The organism is Pseudomaricurvus alkylphenolicus, from assembly GCF_011683955.1.
Classification (GTDB): Bacteria; Pseudomonadota; Gammaproteobacteria; order Pseudomonadales; family Cellvibrionaceae; genus Pseudomaricurvus; species Pseudomaricurvus alkylphenolicus.
This window is the reverse complement of sequence record NZ_JAAQPI010000007.1, coordinates 306203-324997: the sequence shown is the minus strand read 5'-3', so window position 1 is coordinate 324997 and position 18795 is coordinate 306203. Positions and strand designations below refer to the sequence as shown.

15 protein-coding genes are annotated in these 18795 nt (G+C 53.3%); 10 read left to right on the top strand and 5 right to left on the bottom strand.

Translation table 11 applies throughout. The features are described from left to right. Positions 1-516: 516 nt before the first annotated feature. The 5 genes from HBA55_RS19075 to HBA55_RS19055 all read right to left on the bottom strand — a co-directional run bounded on the left by HBA55_RS19075 (position 517) and on the right by HBA55_RS19055 (position 7820). Positions 517-2289 carry an acyl-CoA dehydrogenase C-terminal domain-containing protein gene (locus HBA55_RS19075; RefSeq protein WP_166994722.1) on the bottom strand — a complete coding sequence of 591 codons (1773 nt, stop codon included), beginning with the start codon at positions 2287-2289 and terminating at the stop codon, positions 517-519. Between the two features lie 85 nt (positions 2290-2374). After that, positions 2375-2836 (bottom strand): MaoC family dehydratase, encoded by a 462-nt coding sequence (locus HBA55_RS19070; RefSeq protein WP_166994720.1) that lies wholly within the window; start codon positions 2834-2836, stop codon positions 2375-2377. A gap of 13 nt (positions 2837-2849) precedes the next feature. Beyond that, positions 2850-3986, bottom strand: coding sequence for an acyl-CoA dehydrogenase family protein (locus HBA55_RS19065; RefSeq protein ID WP_166994718.1), 1137 nt, complete (start codon positions 3984-3986; stop codon positions 2850-2852). A 119-nt stretch (positions 3987-4105) separates the two neighbouring features. Continuing rightward, on the bottom strand, positions 4106-5281 hold the full coding sequence (locus HBA55_RS19060; RefSeq protein ID WP_166994716.1) for an acyl-CoA dehydrogenase family protein: 1176 nt from the start codon (positions 5279-5281) through the stop codon (positions 4106-4108). A gap of 124 nt (positions 5282-5405) precedes the next feature. Further along, a complete protein-coding gene (locus HBA55_RS19055; RefSeq protein ID WP_166994714.1) occupies positions 5406-7820 on the bottom strand; it encodes a penicillin acylase family protein in 2415 nt (804 codons plus the stop codon). 197 nt (positions 7821-8017) lie between these two features. On the opposite strand from HBA55_RS19055, the gene HBA55_RS19050 reads away from it, so the two are divergent. From HBA55_RS19050 to HBA55_RS19005, 10 genes are all read left to right on the top strand, one after another. Further along, positions 8018-8878 carry a citrate/2-methylcitrate synthase gene (locus HBA55_RS19050; RefSeq protein ID WP_166994712.1) on the top strand — a complete coding sequence of 287 codons (861 nt, stop codon included), beginning with the start codon at positions 8018-8020 and terminating at the stop codon, positions 8876-8878. A gap of 4 nt (positions 8879-8882) precedes the next feature. Further along, positions 8883-9338, top strand: a complete 456-nt coding sequence (locus tag HBA55_RS19045; protein ID WP_166994711.1) for a MaoC/PaaZ C-terminal domain-containing protein — start codon at positions 8883-8885, stop codon at positions 9336-9338. A gap of 35 nt (positions 9339-9373) precedes the next feature. Continuing rightward, positions 9374-10546, top strand: a complete 1173-nt coding sequence (locus tag HBA55_RS19040) for a thiolase C-terminal domain-containing protein (RefSeq protein WP_166994709.1) — start codon at positions 9374-9376, stop codon at positions 10544-10546. 3 nt (positions 10547-10549) lie between these two features. Beyond that, entirely contained in the window at positions 10550-10972 is a 423-nt protein-coding gene (locus HBA55_RS19035) for a Zn-ribbon domain-containing OB-fold protein (RefSeq protein WP_166994707.1), read from the top strand. Between the two features lie 24 nt (positions 10973-10996). Continuing rightward, a complete protein-coding gene (locus HBA55_RS19030; RefSeq protein WP_166994705.1) occupies positions 10997-12142 on the top strand; it encodes an acyl-CoA dehydrogenase family protein in 1146 nt (381 codons plus the stop codon). Between the two features lie 40 nt (positions 12143-12182). Next, positions 12183-13337 carry an acyl-CoA dehydrogenase family protein gene (locus HBA55_RS19025; protein WP_166994703.1) on the top strand — a complete coding sequence of 385 codons (1155 nt, stop codon included), beginning with the start codon at positions 12183-12185 and terminating at the stop codon, positions 13335-13337. A gap of 72 nt (positions 13338-13409) precedes the next feature. Then, positions 13410-14429, top strand: coding sequence for an AraC family transcriptional regulator (locus HBA55_RS19020; RefSeq protein WP_166994701.1), 1020 nt, complete (start codon positions 13410-13412; stop codon positions 14427-14429). A gap of 119 nt (positions 14430-14548) precedes the next feature. After that, the gene (locus tag HBA55_RS19015) at positions 14549-15937 is read left to right on the top strand and encodes a hypothetical protein (protein ID WP_166994699.1); all 1389 of its coding nucleotides are present in this window, start codon (positions 14549-14551) and stop codon (positions 15935-15937) included. Between the two features lie 32 nt (positions 15938-15969). After that, the gene (locus HBA55_RS19010) at positions 15970-17445 is read left to right on the top strand and encodes an acyl-CoA reductase (protein ID WP_166994697.1); all 1476 of its coding nucleotides are present in this window, start codon (positions 15970-15972) and stop codon (positions 17443-17445) included. Positions 17446-17476: 31 nt separating this feature from the next. Continuing rightward, the gene (locus HBA55_RS19005; protein ID WP_166994695.1) at positions 17477-18775 is read left to right on the top strand and encodes an MFS transporter; all 1299 of its coding nucleotides are present in this window, start codon (positions 17477-17479) and stop codon (positions 18773-18775) included. Positions 18776-18795: the final 20 nt, after the last annotated feature.

The following is an 18795-nucleotide window of genomic DNA, read 5'->3' as shown; positions in this document are numbered from 1 at the left end:
ATTTACTGACAGAAATAAGCTATCCCCCTCGTGCAACCTCATCAACCAGATTACGACCACTATTGCCCTCCCATACGGGCTTTCTTCTGGCATCAACGCCAGTTCCCTCCTCTGCGACTCCGGTCGGGTACGCGGCCTTGATACCGTAGAATAATCCGTCCAGAGCCTCTACGATGACCATTTGCAGGCAGGAGATATTTATTCCTTAAATCAAAGAGATACCGCCTAACTGAACACTTTGATAGGGTCTGAATCCTAAAGAGCATCTGAATCCGCCATGGAGATTGGCTGGTTCCCGTGGAAACGTGCAATGCCTTGGGTACTCAGGGTAATTGGGACGGAGTTGCCGTTGGGCAGGTGTCTCCCGAACGCACTGCGACAGTTTATTCGCGAACAATCAGACTAGTCTAATAACCTGCAATGTGTGGCATTCGAGGATGTGTCGTCAAGCCGCCAGCGCTTATGGCGGCTTGACTGAATGTCCCTGGCACCGGGTTGAGAATTTACCCGTCGGAGTTAAAAAAGCGCGAATTGCTCATCGTCAATGCTCATGATCGCGCTGACACCGCTTTCGATACAGGCCTTATGGGTCAGCGTTCGCGGCAGCAGCTTGCCAAAGTAAAACTGCGCCGTTGCCAGTTTCATGGCGTAGAAGGCTTCGTCTTGCTGGCGGGCGAGAGCCAGGGTTCCCATCCGACCCCAAAACCAGGCCATTACCACGTAGCCGCTGTACATCAGGTAGTCTACGGCCACTGCGCCCAGTTCGTCCAGGTCAGACTGCACCCGCGAGCCGATCACGCTGGCCAGGGATTGCCACTCACGCAGCCGTGCGGTCAGGGGTTGTGAGAACTGCTCGTCCATATCTTGCAGGTCCGCTTCGATAATGGCGATAAAGTTCTGCAGCGAAGCTCCGCCATCGGCCAGGGTTTTGCGACCCAGCAGGTCCAGGGATTGAATGCCGGTGGTGCCCTCGTAGAGCGTGGAGATTCTGGCATCGCGCAGGTTTTGCTCCATGCCCCACTCGCGGATAAAGCCATGGCCGCCATATACCTGCATACCCAGGTTGGCCGCCTCCAGGCCCGTTTCTGTCATAAAGCCCTTGGCAATGGGCGTGAGGAAGGCCAGTAAGTCTTTGGCGTTCTTCTGGGTGTCGCCGTGCGATTGCCATTCGTGATCGCTCAGTTGCGCCAGATAGTGTGCAAACGCGCGACCACCCTCGGCAAAGGCGCGAATGGTCAGCAGCATGCGGCGCACGTCCGGGTGTACGATCAGTGGGTCAGCCGGGCGGTCAGGCGCTTTTACACCGGAGAGGGAACGACCGGCTTCGCGCTCTTTGGCGTAGTTGAGAGCACCCTGCAGGGCGACCTCGGCGTGGTTCATACCCTGGGATGCGGTGCCAATACGAGCGGTGTTCATAAAGGTGAACATCGCGTTGAGGCCGCGGTTGAGTTCTCCTAACAAAAAACCTTTGGCAGCGTCGAAATTCATCACACAGGTGGCGTTGGCGTGGATGCCCATCTTGTGTTCGACGGATCCACAGTGTACGGCGTTGCGTTCTCCGCAATGGCCATCAGCGGTGGGCAGGAATTTGGGTACGATAAACAGCGAGATGCCACGGGTGCCTTCAGGTGCGCCCGGCACACGAGCCAGTACCAGGTGAACGATGTTCTCTGCCATGTCATGTTCACCGGCACTGATAAATATCTTGGTGCCGGTGATCGCGTAGCTGCCGTCGTCGTTGGGGGCGGCCCGGGTTTTCAGAAAACTCAGGTCGCTGCCGCACTGGGGCTCTGTCAGGCACATGGTGCCGGTCCAATTGCCGGACACCATATTCGGCAGATAGGTCTGCCGCTGTTGTTCGGTACCGTGAGCGCTGATGGTCATGCGGCAACCGGAGGAGAGGCCGGGGTACATGGCCCACGCCTGGTTGGCCTGGCCGGTAAACTCACCACACACCAGATCGACTGACAAGGGCAAGCCCTGGCCGCCAAGTTCTTCCGGCATGCTCAAGCCGGGCCAGCCGCCATCCACATACTGGCGATAGGCGTCGATAAAACCACTTGGGGTACTGACGCCAGACTCACTCCAGCTACAGCCCTCCTCGTCACCACTTCGGCGCAGTGGAGCCAGAATCTGCTCGGAGAATTTTGCCGCTTCATTGAAAATTGCATCACGCAACTCGCGATTGACCTGGGAGCCTCCGGGCAGCGACTGGTAGTGCGAGTCGCAGTCCAGTAATTCTTCCAGAACAAAACGGATGTCCCGCAGGGGAGCTCTATATTCATACATCTTGAAAGCTCCTGACGTACTCTACCTTGTCTTTAATTCGGATATTCATAGTTACCTCAAGAATTCTGTTATGACCACGATGAAGTCAGCTGATGATCTGTACGGTGATCCATTCGGCGATCAGTGCGGGTTTGTCTTCACCTTCGATCTCCACCGACACTTCGGTTTTGATGCGAAACTGTCCCGGGGCGTTCTCCTGAATATCGACGAACTTGGCGCGTCCGCGAATGCGACTGTCGACCTTGACCGGCGCCAGAAAGCGAATCTTGTCAAAGCCGGAATTTACCGCCATGACCATGTCTTCAATCAGAATGCTGTAGCTCGCGGCGAAATGAGACAGCATCGACAGGGTTAAAAAGCCGTGGGCGATGGTGGAGCCAAACGGCGAGCCTTTGGCTTTTTCCGGGTCCACATGGATGTACTGTCGGTCCAGGGTGCATTCGGCAAACTGGTCTATTTGATCTTGAGTAACCGTGTGCCAGGGCGTGGGTTCGGCTTCGTAGCCAATGTAATTTTCGATCTCTTCTTTTTTGATACTGAGGGTCATGCTCTCGTCCTTATCACGCAGCCATAATCTGCGCGAATTTCTTCTGGCTGTAGTCGGCGTCGCCGAACATAGTGTTGATCATCATCAGGCGTTTGACATAGTGGCCGACATCCAGCTCGTCGGTCAGGCCCATACCACCGTGCAGCTGGATGGCGTCACCACCGATCAATTTGCCGGCCCTGCCAACCATGACTTTCAGTGCCAGGATGTTCTTTTCAATATCGTCGGCCTGTTCGTCGATTGAGCACACGGTGCGATAGAGCAGGGATTTGGCTTGTTCGTACTCGATAAACATGTCTGCCATGCGGTGCTGCAGGGTCTGAAAGGAACCGATGGCAACACCGAATTGCTTGCGAACCTTGGTGTATTCCACGGTGGTGGTGTAGAGCTTTTCCATAATGCCCACGGCTTCGGCGCAAAGGGCCAAAGAGGCGCGGGCGACAACCTCTCGCACCAGGGGAGCGGCGTGGTCAACGGCACCGACAATGCTCTGCGCGGAGACCACCACATTATTGAATTGAATATTGGCGACCTTCTGGCCATCCATCAGGCGGACGCCGGTTTTTTCGATACCTTCAGCATTGGCGTCTACGACAAACAGGGTCGTGCCCAGCTCATGACATTGCTTGCCACCTGTGCGGGCCAGGACGATGATCTGCTCGGCAGCGGCGCCGTTCATCACCAGGGTTTTTTCTCCGTTGAGAATAAAGCGATTGTCATCTTTTTCCGCCCTGGTGGTAACGTCGAACAGTTCGAAGCGGCTCTGGCGTTCGAGAAAGGCGAAGGCGCCCTGCAGTTCACCAGCAATGATACGTTCGATCAATGAAGAAAATATACTGTGGTTTTGGCTCTGACCGAGCAGACCTCCAAACAGCAACGTGTTCACCACGTAAGGCTCGGCCACCAGACCTTTGCCGAACTCTTCCATGATGACCATCAGGTCGACGGCAGAGCCGCCGATGCCACCGAGATCCTCGGCAAAGGGCACCGCCAACCAGCCCAACCTGGCAAACTGTTGCCAGAGCTTGTCGTCGCTACCGGCGTCTGCTGCAATCACCTTGGTGCGTGTTTCAAAGTCGTAGGCGTCTTGCACAAAACGCGAGACGCTTTCCTGGAGCATGCGCTGCTCCGGACTCAAATCGAAATCCATGTTTTTACTCCGGATTAAAAAGGCTCTTACGCCTACATTGTCACGTGGGGCCTGACCAATTCCGTAGCAGCCCGCTGCTACAGGGGCCAACCAAACCCGTCGTGACAAAGCAAAACGGCTTAAAGGCCCAAAACAAATTTGGCGATAATGTTCCTTTGAATTTCATTGGAACCGCCGTAGAGGGAGGCGGCCCGGCCGTACATGTACTTTTCGCGGGCGGAACTGCCGAAGTCGTGACCAACCTCGTGACTGCTGAGCTCACCTTGAACCACGGCGCCGTAGTAGCCGGCAATATCCATGCGCAGCTCCTGAACGGCCTGCTGAATCTCCGTACCTTTGATTTTCAGTACTGAAGATTCGGTGCCGGGGCCTTCGCCTTTCATGGCTTTGGCCACAGAACGCAGTTCGGTAAATTCCAGCGCCATCAGGTCAATCTCCACATCGGTCAGGCGCTTACTGAACGTGGGGTCGTCAAGCAGGGCCTGCCCGCCATTGACTTCCTCGCTGGCCCACTGGCGTATTTGTTCAAGGTCGCGTTTGGAGTCGGCAACGCCGGCCATGGAGCGCTCGTGGGTGAGCAGGGCTTTGGCGTAGGTCCAGCCTTTACCGGGTTCACCCACCATATTTTCTTTGGGTACGCGCACGTCGTCGAAGAAGACCTCATTCAAGGTGTGGCGACCGTCAATGGAGACAATGGGGCGAATGGTGATACCCGGGGTGTTGATGTCAATCAGCAGAAAGCTGATGCCCTGCTGGCGTTTTTCTTCTTTGCTGGTTCTGACCAGACAAAAGATCCAGTCGGCATTGTGTGCGTAGCTGGTCCAGATCTTGTGGCCATTGACGACGTACTCGTCGCCGTCCAGTGCTGCACTGGTTTTGAGGGCGGCCAGATCTGAGCCGGCGCCGGGCTCCGAATAACCCTGGCACCACCATTCGTCGCTGCTCAGAATTTTTGGCAGAAAACGCTGCTTCTGGGCTTCGCTGCCAAATTTCAGAATCACGGACGACAGCATTTTCAGGCCAAAGGGCATCACATCTGGTGCACCGACTGCTGAGCGCTCACTTTCGTAGATGAACTTCTGGGCGATACTCCAGCCGGCGCCACCGTATTCCTTGGGCCAGTGGGGAGCGATCCAGCCCTTCTCGTAGAGCTTTTTCTCCCATTCCACCTGGGCATCTTTAAAGGTTTTGTCCGAGGCGATGCGGCGCGCGAGATCCGGTGTGTAGGCATCGCGCATAAAGGCCCTGACCTCGTCGCGAAACTGAATGTCTTCCGACGAAAATTTTGTGTGCATGTGGCTTCCTATATGCTGCTTAGGGTTTGCAGTCAATAATGTGCAGGTTTGTGAGGCCATAAGGAATGTTGCTAACAATCCTTCGACTTAGCCGAATCATTCTCGTGCGAGGCGGTTAACCTGCTTAGGGTATCAGCTCCAGTCGACTGACGGCGTGTTGGCTGATTTTCTCGTCGCTGAACCACCAATATCGCTTTTCACCGGTGACGAAAGCCTGCACCTGGTCGTCTCGGTGAGGGCTGAATAAACGGCCCGAGGTACCACCGGGTATTACCGCGAGCACCTTCTCGGTGTCACTCAAGTCAGCGATCATGCGCAATGAAGCGGAAAAACTCGTGTCGAACGGCTGAGCAAAGCCAAAAGCGGCACGATGAATGGTTTCGCCTGACCCCGGGAACGGATGAGTACCAGCGCCGAGCAGACTTTTACCAAAGCCTTTGGAACGCAATGGGCTGTTGAATTCAATGGTATGGATTTCACCCCAGCGCCACTGCATCGGGTCTTCGCCCATCTTTTCCTGTAAGGAGTTTTTGGCAGCTATGGCGGCCTGATACAGAAGGTCGTCGAGGGTTTCCTCCGATGCCCGGCTGGTTGTGATATCAAACCAGGGGGATTGAGCGTCCATAATCATCTTTTCCAGTCGCTCCTGCCACAGATACCTGATTTCCAACATTTGAGCAGCGAGTTCTTCGCCCAATTCATCTTCAAACACCAGCTTGGCTAACTCTTGATAAGTACTGTGAAAAATGGCCGGCGCGGCCAGGTCAATATCATCATGGTGGTTCCATTCGTCGAGGACCTTTCCCATGACAAGCGTGTCTTGATGCTTTAGCAGAGCTTCGGCCATTCTCGGAGCGATGGTCACAGCCATCATGTTCTTGGTGTCGCGCTGATATTGCCAATGATCATCAATGCTCATTATTCGGCGGGAATCCAACAGCTCGCGCATGCGCTGATACCGGTAAGAGTGGGAAAAATAAGAGGAATAGTAGTAGGGATAATCATCGCCAACGACCTTCTGGTTAGCGGTGCCTACCCAGCCCCTGGAGGGGTTTTCGCTTTGGGGCATATGTTCAGTGGGAATCCAGCCGATCCAGTTATCTTTGTCACTGGTAACGGGGTAGGGCAGCCAGCTTTCTCCCTGACGGCGAATTGGAATTCTGCCACTGGCCTGATAGCCGATGTTTCCGTGAATGTCGGCAAACACCCAGTTCGCCGATATCATGGTTTTGCTGCTTAGCGTCGTCCTGACATCGTCGACGGACTGGGCAAACAAAATGCCATCCAGGGCAATCGAAGGTTCCATTGCTTCGAGCATGGACCAGCGCATAGACAGAGCCTTGTCGGTGTTCAGACCATCGAAAATACCACTAACCAGCGGACCTCTTCTGGTGAGTCTTATGTTGTGATTTACCTTTCTGTAACCGCTGGCTTCACGATCGTCCTTTACGCGAAATGTCTCTTCAATGATTTCAAGAGGGAGTGATTTAGTCCCTTCCAGATAGTGACTCGGATTTTGCGGGTCGATGGTTTCTACATAGAGATCCTGTGTGTCGCCATACCCATTTGTGGCACCGATAGCTACATGCTCGGTACGGCCGATCAGCATCGTTGGCATTCCCGCGATGCCGGAACCGACGATTCGATATTCCGGGGTGATAATGGCCATGGGATAAGCAGGTCCGGGCAGTATATTGGATTTCAAATGGGGGTCGTTTGCGACAATGGGTTTACCGCCCTCAGAGAGCTCTCCGGATACAGACCAATTGTTACTGCCCAACTGAAGCGGGTGTTGCTCCAGAAAACTGTTGAGGCTGGATGATTCCATCAGGTTGAGTGAGCTCATATTGGAGTTATGGGAGATTTCAGGGCCAGCACCAGTTTTATTTTCGTCATCGGGATTGATGTTCAAGGCGAATATCTGTTGTGCTTTGTCTAATCCAACCTTGTCCACCAAGAGCTGATTAATGATTTCGGTTTTTAAGTTGGAGGAACTCCCCCAACCGAAGAGATAAAAAATGGCCAGCGAGTCTGCGGGTGTCCAGGGCTCAAGTTCAATACCGGCCAGGTTGAGCTTGATGGGGTGTTCTTCGGATCTCGTTTGGATATAGGCATTAATACCATCGACATAATGCTGCAGGTAACGTTTGTCGCGATCGTTCAAAAGATCAAAATGTTTTTTTGCCGCGCGGTGAATACCGACAGTCCGCTGCTCAATATCCGCTTTCAGGGCCGTATCCCCCATTATTTCTGCGAGGCGACCGGTTACCATACGACGGGTCATCTCCATGCTGAACAGGCGGTCCTGGGCGGTGATAAAGCCTTGTGCCCGTGTTGCGTCCCAGTGGTTCTGTGCATAGATATACGCCATTCCCTTTTCATCGCGAACCACGCTGACGGGTTGTTTCAAGCCGGATAAGCGAAGTTCCCCATCATGTTTGTAATGATTCAACCAACTCAATCCTGAGACTACGGCGATGGTTATCGCGACGCTGATCAACAGGAATAACAGCGTTCGAGATGCCGCGATTGTGCGCATAAGATGACCTCTGAGCAAATGCCAAAGGTACCAGCCTGCTGGGTGTTTCTGGGTTTTGGAATGTTAGGAACCGTACTTTGACTTAGCCAAAACCTTCAGTGAATTGTTTGGGTAAGCCGAAGTACTGTTCCTGACATTCCGCCAATTCCACAAAACTTGCAGAGTAAACGCCTCGACAGATTCTTAGAGGATTAGGCATGGCGAAGAAAAAGCGCAAATCACTGTTTTCATTCATCAAAAATAAAAACTGGAATGAATATTGGTCCACCAGTATCAGCCAGGTGAATCCGGATACCGGAAATTCTGTCGTCAGGGGTTACCGCCTGTGTGACATGATTGAAAGCAAAATGTCCTTCGCGGAAATGGTCTATCTTGTGATACGCGGCGAGTTGCCGGATGACAAGCAGCGTAAGATGGTTGACGCACTGCTTTGCTCTATTGGCGACTATGGCTTTAACAGCATGGTAACCGTACCCGGCCGGACCATTGTCTCGGCATCGCCCGATTCGCCCATACCCGGTATCGCGGCGGGTATCTTGTCACTGGGCCGAACCTATGTATCGCCGCAATTCGCCGGGGAACTGCTCGAAAGTGCCTACCAGCAAATGAAGGCTGAAAACCTGAGCGCCGAAGAAGTTGCGGAAAAAGTGGTGAGCAGCTATCTGGACCGTGGAGAAGCGGTACCCGGTCTTGGGCATCCCTACTATCGAGATGCTGATCTGCGAGCCGAAAGCTTGCTGAAAGTTCAGGACGAACTGGGCCTGATTGGCGAGTACTCAGGGATTTATGAGGCCATTCGCAAGGCGGCAGAAGTCAAAATCGGACGGGAGATCTCTCTCAACTGGCCCGCTCGTGTCGCCTGCATCGGCGCTGAGCTCGGTTTTACTCCGGTGGAGATTACCGGAATCGCTGTTCTTGGCTACACACCGGCGCTGGTCGCTCATATTTCAGAAGAGCTGAGAGACGGTGTGCCGCTGCGTATCGTTCCGCCGCATATGCAGCAATACACGGGCGTTGGTGAGCGCGACTTGCCGGAACAGTACATCAAAAAGAGCTAAAGCAATGGCTGCCAAGTATTTTGAAGAATTTGTCGAAGGAGAGGAATATACAACGCCTTCGCGCACAGTATCCGAAGCCGACATCGTGCTTTTCAGTGCATTGTCCTGGGATAACGCATCCATGCACACGGACGAAGAGTACGCTAAAGGTCAACCCTTCGGTCAACGCATTGCCCAGGGACTGCTGGTGGTTTCCATGTATTCAGGCCTCAAACAGAAACTCGGCATTGTGGATGGTACGACGGTGGGATTTCTGGGTATGGATCTCAAAATTCCCGGCCCCACGGTCATCGGAGATACGATTACCGCAAACATTAAGGTCATGGAAACCCGGCTGACCAGTCGGGGTGATCGCGGAACGGTGAAATCGCGATTCCAAATTGTTAACCAAAGGGGCGAAGTGTGTGTAGAGGGCACCGAAACCCTGTTGATGCAGTGCAAACCGGCTGAGGATCACTGAGAAGCGGGAAACGTACGAATTTAGGGGAGTACACAATGAAGCAAATGAGAGATAAATGCGCTATTGCAGGGATAGGACAGACGGAGTACCTGGTCAACTCCGGAAGGGATTCCTTTTCTCTGGCGCTGGAAGCGATTACCAACGCGGTTGAAGATGCGGGCATCAATGTCAAAGACATTGATGGAATCCTGAAATACAGCGTCGATTCATCCTCCTCCGTGGAAATGATTGCCGCCAATCTGGGGCTGCCCAACGTCACCTATTGGGGCGAAACCTTTTTTGGTGGTGGCTCTGGCTGCTCTGCCGTAACCCAGGCGGTGATGGCGGTTGCCAGCGGTATGGCCAACTGCGTGGTTGTCTACCGTTCTTTTACTCCCTATGACTTTATGCAGGGAGCGGTCCATAACTCGACCACGCTGTGGGCCAGGGCGTCGGGGTCAGGTGATTTTCTTCGCCCCTTTGGCTGGACGGCCATGATGGATGTGTTTTCGATGATGACCCAAAGGCACATGCATGAATACGGTACCACCAATGCCCAATTGGGGGCAATCGCGGTGGCGGCCAGAAAGCACGCCGCGATGAATCCCAATGCGATAAGAAGAGATCCCCTGACCCTTGAGGATTACTACGACTCACCCTTTACGACGGAGCCATTGCGAGAGCTCGATTCAGCCATTTCCCCCTGTGATGGCGCTGCGGCGGTGATTGTCACCTCTGCCGAGCGGGCGAGAGATCTGAAACAAACCCCTGCGTATATTCGGGCATGTGCTCAGGTATTGGGTATTCCCAAGACGACACTGTGGTGGGAGCAACTGCCATTCAAGTTCGACTTTCCGGAGACTCAGTCGGCCTATGTCGCCCCGCGTTTGTTTGAAATGGCTGACATGACGCCGCAGGACATCGATGTGGCGCAAATTTACGACTGCTACACCTACACCCTGCTGACACAATTGGAGGATTACGGCTTCTGTAAGAAGGGAGAGGGAGGAGCCTTCGTGGAAAACGGCCGCATCGAATTGGGCGGCGAGCTACCGGTGAACACTCATGGGGGTCACCTCAGTGAGGCTTATATCCACGGCTTTAACCACATCGTCGAGGGCGTCAGGCAGGTAAGGGGGACGTCGACAGCACAAGTGCAGGATGCGGAGACGGTATTGGTCACCGGTGGGGTTCCCGCGCCGACAGCGGCATTGATTTTGAGGAAGTAAACCATGAGCGAATACAAAAAGCCTATTCCAAAAGTTAACGAAATGACCAAGGGGCACTGGGATGGATGCAAAAATCACGAGCTGCGTATACAGCGTTGCAGTTGCTGCGAAACCTATTGTCATCCGCCACAGCCTATGTGCGCGAAATGTAATTCCACGGCGATGGAATGGCATCCTGTAGAGGGCAAGGGCACGGTTTACAGCTACATTATTTGCAGAAACACGTCCGTGGGCGAATTCCCGGCCCGGGGATTTACCTACCCCTATGCGACGGTGATGATCGAACTGGATGGTGTGGAAGGCGTCCGCATCGCCAGTAATCTTGTGGACTGCGAGCTGGAAGACATCAAGATTGGTATGCCGGTCAGTGTTGTGTTTGAAAAAATCAACGACGACATTACCCTGCCAAAATTCAGACCTCTTTAGCTGCCACGTTTGAGGGAAGGTGCTATGAGCTATCGTTTCACTCCATCGCAGCAAGAGTTACGAGAGAAAACCGCGGCGTTTGTTGCCCGGGAAATTCCCCGTGAGGTCGCGCAAGAAGTTGACCGTCGCGATGAATACCCCCACGAATTGATGAAGAAGCTGGGCGAGCAGGGCTTCTGGAAAATCAACATTCCGAAAAAATACGGTGGCGATGAAGGCAATATCATCGACATGATGATTTTCTCAGAAGAAATCGCCAAGGCGCTCCCGGTGCTGACCTTTGCCGCCGGCAATGTGCAATTGTATGGCAGCAATATTCTGATCGTGAATGGCAACGATGCGCAGCGTGACGAGTATCTGCCACGCCTGGCGAAAGGAGAGTTGAAATTCTGTTTCGGACTGACCGAACCCGATTCGGGTTCCGATGCCGGTAATATTCGAATGTCGGCTGTTCCCGACGGCAATGATTACGTGCTGAACGGCGCCAAGATCTTTACCTCGGGTGCCAGTGTGGCCGATATCTCCATCACCCATACGCGAACCGCATCGGATCGCTATGGGGGCATTACCTCATTCTTGGTTGACACCCGCTCGCCGGGTTACCGCGCCACACCGCTGAAAAAGCTGGGCAGTAAAGGCTCGGATACCTGTGAGGTTTATTATGAAAATGTGCGAGTATCCAGGGACAACATTCTTGGAGGACCTGAGTGTGTGAACACCGCCTGGCCGCAGATGATGCGCCTGCTCAATGGTGAACGATTGGGTCTGTCAGCCACAACCATCGGTATTATGGACACTGTTGTAAACGAATGTGTTGTTCACATACGAAAACGCAAACAACGGGTGGGCAGTAGCATTCGTCTCCAGGAACTGGAGCACAAAATCGCAGAAATGGCGACCCTGCTGGAAGCCGCCCGACAGCTGGCCTACAACACAGCGTCAATGATGGTGAACGGTGTGAACTGCATCAAGGAAACCGCGATGTGCAAGTACTTTTGCGCAGAAACCGGCAAGAAAGTATCGCTGATGGGATTGGAGGTGATGGGCGCCGACGGCTACACCATGGCGTCCAGTGTGCAGCACCTGTTCCGTGATATTTCCCTGCTCACCATTGGCGGCGGCACCTCTCAGATCCAAAAGAATGTCATCGCCAAACAGCTGGGGTTATAGCGGGCTCTGACACAGATTAATCAGTATGAGGAGTGCTTCGATGGATTTTGATTTAAACCTCGAAAATACCATGATCCGGGATGCCGTCAAGGACTGGGTCTCTAAAGAATGTACCCGGGAGGTGGTTGGCCAGCTGGAGGAGCAAGGGCAATTTCCCCAAGAGCTTTTCAATAAGCTGGGAACATTGGGATTCAGTGGCATGATGATTCCCGAACGTTTCGCAGGAGCAGGTGTAAACACTCTGGCCGCCTGTATTGTGGTAGAAGAGCTGGCCTCAGCGTACCCGGTATTAGCCAACTGCTATATAGGTCCAACGTTTTTTGGTGGTGCCGTCATCAGCGAGTTGGGCAGCGAATCTCAAAAAGAGCGTTATCTGGAAAAGATTGCTGCGCAGTCCCTGATGACATCGCTGGCATTTGCCGAGCCGGAAGATGCGGACGTTGAGTTTACAGAGACCACAGCAAAGCAGCGAGGTGACCAGTTCGTCATTCGGGGGGAGAAGGCTTATGTCTCTCTGGCGGATCAGGCGGAACTGCTGATCGTTCTGGCTCGTACCGACGGGGCAAAAGTCGATGATGAAGTCACGCTCTTCTGTGTCGATGCAAAGGCAGAAGGCGTCGAGGTCAGTCGTGTCGACACAATGGGGCAATGGGGCGCCAATACTTGTGACATCAGTTTTAACGACGTTGAAGTTTCTGCGGCCGATATTTTGGGGGGCGAAGCCCAGTCAGGTAAAGGGCGACAACAGCTGGCCTCAATCAGCGACACGGTACAATTGGCGTACGCAGCCAGTGCGGTCGGCATGGCTCAGGGGGCTTTTGAATACGCATTGGACTATGCCAGGCAGCGTGTGCAGTTCGGGCAAGTGATTGCGCGCTATCCCGCGATTGGCCATATGCTGTCTGATGTTGCCGCAAAAACAGAGGCGGCTCGCCTGATGGTCTATCGGGCGGCCTGGTTAAGGGAACAGGGCAAAAGCTGTTCTGACGCGATCAATATGGCCCGCTGCCTTGGGGCAGAGGTCGCCGTTAAGTCGGCCATGGACGGTCTTCAGATCCTGGGCGGTTATGGCTATACCATGGAGTACGATATACAGCGCTATGTACGGGATTCCACCTCCCTGTTTTCAGCGGGGAAAAGCCTGGACTATCTAAAGGAAAAGATCAGTGAGTCCCTTGTTCAACTGGACTACTGAACTAACCAATGGGGCCTCGTGCGTTCGCAGAAAAGCGCGAGCCCAGATACCTTGGGCGATAGCACACATGTGATGAAAACAGATGACAGCAAAAAAGCCACCTTGGGCAGGGTTACTTTATCGCTCGCCAGGGCTATCACCGGCGTCGGCCTGGACGCCGATCATCTGTTTTCACAAGTGGGTCTCGATCTCAGGACTATCCAATCGGACCATCAGCACATTCCGCAAAAGTCCATTACCCGCCTCATTGATATCATTTCTAATACGTTGTCCGATCCAACTTTGGGGCTCTATATTGCCCAATGCACACATCCACTACGTTACGGGCCCCTGAGCTCGGCACTGTATGCCAGCCGCAATCTCAGAGAATATTTTTGCTTACGAAGAAAGTACGCGAGTCTGGTGTCCACCTTCTGGCATTCGGAGTTGACGGAGACAGGTGACCAGGCAAAGGTGATGTTAAAACTCCAACCCGGCGTCAGCCATCAGCCAGTGTTAACAGACTGGTGGGCCGCTGCGCTATTGACCGATATGCAGCAGGTGTATCGTCCGGATCTGTACCCGGTGCGGGTAGATGTGAGCAGACCGGAGCCGAGAGAACACAAAGACAGGTACCTGGCAGTGTTTGGCGTTAAACCGCAGTTTGATACACCGGAAAGCGCGCTATATTTCGATCGCAGCGTGCTGGACGAGGAACTCCCTGGCGGGGACGCTCAATTTCTGACAAAAATGGAGTCTATACTCGCTGATCTGGTGATTGAGGTTGACCGTTCGGATGTAGTGGCATTGGTCCGAGCACAGATTCTGCATTTGTTACCGTCAGAAGATATCAGAATTGAGCTTGTCGCCGGCAAACTCGGTGTCAGTGTTCGAATGCTCTATATTCGATTAAAGCAGAATAATACCAGTTTCCAGAAAGTGTTCGACGATACGCGTGCGGAGTTGTCCAAACGATATATCCAGCAAAACAGGTTGTCCATCAAGGAAGTCGCCTATCAGGTTGGCTACTCGGACTACAGCAACTTCTCTCGCTCATTCAAACGCTGGACTGGATTAACACCGAGTGAGTACAGACGCACCACCAATCCATAAGCGTTTTCCTCATTAATGACTGCTTATCACGAGATGACGACTGATTGACAGCAGATGACGTTGTCATTCAACCCGCCTTGTTCGAATATTTCAGACTCGAAGTCGGGGAGGAAAATAACGTGGTAGAGGACGCAATCAGCGCATATATCCATAAGAGTTGGGACGAACTTTTCGGAATGGAGCGAGGGGAGATTGAAGCTTTTCAATTGCAAGCGCTCAAGACTCGCTTTGACAGTCTGGCACCAGGACTGAAACGGCTGAAGTCGAAGGCTGACCGGGCCAAAATAGCTTCGATTCATACACTGACCGATGTAGTACCACTGCTATTCGATCATACGGAGTATAAGTCGTATCCGCTTTCACTTCTGGAGAAAAATCGATTCGATCTTCTGACCCGCTGGTTTGATGACCTTACCAGTGTGGACCTGTCCGGTATCTCCGTGGCTCACTGCGGAGGCATTGATGAGTGGTTAGATACATTGGAAAGCCACACAGCATTACGTCCGAACCATACGACAGGGACTTCCGGAAAGCTGTCGTTTATCCCGAGAACAACCCTTGAGCGTGATCTCTACTTCAAAGCCTACACCAAAAACTATGAAGGCTTTGGCGAGCAGCCGGGTTTTAAACTGGGTGGAGACGGTGTTCGAGTGCCGGTTATTTATCCCTCGGTTCGTCACGGACGCTACATCGCCCAGACACTCATTGGCATGTTGGCCGAACAGGTGGCGCCGAGTCCGGATCAGCTTTATACCCAGTCCAGCGGTTCGCTGAGCGCGGATCTGGCTTCCCTCGCCGGTCGCATACGCGTTGCTCAGGCCAAGGGAGAGCTGAGTAACCTGCACCTGAGTGACGCCATGCGAGCCAAGATGCGCGCCTATTTTGAAGAATTGGAACGCAGGCCCGAAGAAATGTCGGCGTTTTTTGAAAGTATGGCCCGTGAACTGCAAGGTGAGCGTGTTTTTGTTATTTCCCAGGCCAGCTATCTGTTTAAAGCAACGCTGAAGGCGGAAGAGCTGGGAATGTCCAATATATTCTCCGCCGATAGTTTTGGTTCAGCCGGTGGTGGCGGCAAAGACATTATCTTGCCGGACGACTGGAAACAAAGAGTGAGTGCCTTTACCGGTATCAACCAGTGGGCTTCCTCGTACGCGATGACCGAAATTACCGGGACTATGCCAATGTGTGAATTCGGCCATTATCACATTCAACCCTTACATATTCCTTTTCTGCTTGATCCTAACAGCGGTGAATGTCTGCCGAGGAATGGACGCCGGACCGGTCGTTTCGCCTTCTATGACCTGATGCCCCAGACCTACTGGGGTGGTTTCATAACAGGTGACGAGGTGACTATTGAGTGGGACAGCCCCTGCCCCTGCGGGCGCAAGGGTGCCTACGCAGTGGGGCAAATCGAGCGCTACAGTTCGAAAGTGACCGGAGACGACAAGATTACCTGCGCCGCCACGGTCGATAATACCGATGCGTCTTTACAGGCGCTGCTGGGATAGATGCATTGCGACTTTATTGATGGAGTACAAAGATGACGACCTACGTAAAGATTCCGCTGATTATACGCGGGGAAATTATCGAAGATTATGACATTGAGCATCGCGACCGTAGTGGCGAAAGTACCTTGTTGACTCCGGACGTCAGCAAATACAGCGCACAACTGCTCAGTGACAACTCCCAGTCTCTGATGGACTTGTATGATATTTCCTACGATGACATTGTCGAGTTTCTGTGTGCATTGGGACAGCGCCTTGATCTGGATCATAATCCTTACTGGCGAGAAGCTTTCGAGCAAAGCAAGCGCATCTCCAATCTTTCTGATGCTGTCATGGAGTTTTATTACCGGGGCGCAACGCGGGTCTTCAATAAGGCGGCTATAGATGAAATCGTTGAGAACCGCCTCGGAGGCAGCCGGTATCTGGAGTCTTGGGTTTCTCACAAACTTATCGACGGTCGAACACTGTCGCTGAGGGCTCTGGGAGCGCGTGCAATACACGTGATCGCGGGCAATTTGCCTGGTGTGGCAATGAGCACGGTCATGCGTTCGGCCCTAACGCGCAGCGACACGATTATCAAACTGCCCTCAAACGATCCGCTGACGGCATTGGCCATTGTCAGAACCATGATCGATATGGCTCCAGACCACCCGCTGACCAAACACTTCTCGGCAGCCTATTGGAAGGGCGGGGACGAAAAAGTCGAGGAAAAAATCTACCAGCCACAATTTATCGAGAAAATTGTGGCCTGGGGCGGGCTCAACTCGGTCAAACACATTACCAAATACCTGCAACCCGGTATTGACCTGATAACTCTCGACCCCAAAAGCAGTACCAGTCTGATTGGGTCTGAAGTGTTTTCGAGCGAGTCAACCATGAGAGAAGTCGCCCGCAGGGCAGCCGCTGATATGGGCGGTCTCGATCAGGAGGCCTGCCTTAACGCCCGTGTGATGTACCTGGAATCGGGCACCGATGCGGAGGGGATCGAAAGAGCCAACAAGTTTGGTAAATATCTCTATGAGGCATTGCAGCAACTGCCTTCGACCATCAGCAACGGACCCAAGCGGTTTGATCCAGCGTTAAAGGCAGAGATTAACTCGGTAATCGATCTCGCCGACTGGTATCGGGTCTATGCGGATGAGCAAGGTCTGGAGAAAGGTGCAGTGATAGTCTCGCAGTTAGGCGAGGCGGTTGATTTTTCTGCGCTGCTCAGTGGCCGGGTGGGCAATATTGTGCCAGTGGATGCCATTGACGACGCACTCGACAACTTTTCTGCCTACACACAGACCGTCGGTATTTATCCCGACAGCCTAAAGACACGCATAAGGACGCGCGCGGCTCTGTGTGGCGGTCAAATGATTACCTCATTGGGTTACGCCACCCGTGCCTCAGGCGCCGGGCCTCAAGACGCCATTGAGCCTATTCGACGTATGTGCAAATGGATTGCAGACAGTACCTGTGATCCCCTGTCGGTCCCGGGGCCCTGGATGCATCCTTCCGAGTACAGTTGAGCGAGGAAGAATCAATGAGGAGAAAAATCCGATGACGCAGCCTCCGATGGAGTCTGGCCGACAATCCGGAAACCAATGGCAAAAACGCTATACGGTGATCCTGCTCGCGGCACTGGCGATCTGCATCTGCTACATCGATCGTGTCATTATCTCGGTAGCGATTATTGATATGCAAAAGGAGTTTGGTTGGGACGAAGCCACCAAGGGTATCGTGCTTTCAGCCTTCTTCGCCGGCTACTTTGTCATGCAGACGTTCGGAGGGGTGCTTTCCAATCGCTTTGGGGGGCGTCTGGTGCTGGGCATATCGGTGTTGTTGTGGTCGCTGTTCACGCTGGTGACACCCTTGGCGGCGGCATCCTTACTGTTGGTGCTGCTGACAACCCGATTGATGATGGGGCTGGGGGAAGGTGCGGCTTTTCCTGCGAGTTTTAATATTGCGGTTCAATGGGCTCCGGTCGCGGAGCGATCTCGCACCATTGCCCTGTTAATGTCCAGCGCTTCTCTGGGAACTCTCTTTGCACTGACGGTAACGGGTTGGCTGATTACCGAGTACGGCTGGCGATCCGTCTTTTATCTATTTGGTATTGTGGGGCTTCTATGGGTTCCCGTCTGGTTTAAGCTCGTGCCGAAGCAGAGCACGGTTTCCAGTCAGGAAAGGCAGAGTCGAGACGCCAACGGCTCTATTCCCTGGAGGCTGATGTTAACTCAACCCGCCGTGCTCGCAGTATTTGCCGTGGCTTTTACCTATGGCTGGACGTCCTATACCTTTGTCGCCTGGTTGCCAAGCTATTTCAATGATGTTTATCAGGTTTCCCTCGCCAGCGCGGGTTTGTATGCCGCCGGCAGCTGGGGCGTAAAGTTTGTGATGATGAACGCCAACGCCTGGGTGGCGGACTGGCTGGTGGCGCGGGGATTGAGTAAAGCCCTTGTTCGCAAACTGATGCTCGGCTTAGGGCAGATGGGCACAGCCATAGGCATAATTTCACTAAATTATGTTCAGTCCATCGATGCGGCGTTTGCCCTGATGTGCATTATCTTTTCGTTTATGGCATTCACGGTTGCCAGCTTTAGCGCCAATATTATCGAAGTATCTCCTCAATACGCCGACGTATTGTCCGGCCCCCTGACTTCCTTTGTTTCCGTAGCCGGTTTTATCTCAGTGGCACTTACCGGTGCGATTGTACAGTGGACAGGTGGCTACAATATGGCGTTTATCGTGGCGGCCATTATGTGTCTGGGAGGATCGCTGATTTTCGTTCTGTATTGTTCCGTTGAGGACGTCGTCGCCAAAGCACAGGAGGGGTGCTCCGTAAATCACAACAGTTTTTAACGAAGGCTAAGCACTAGCCA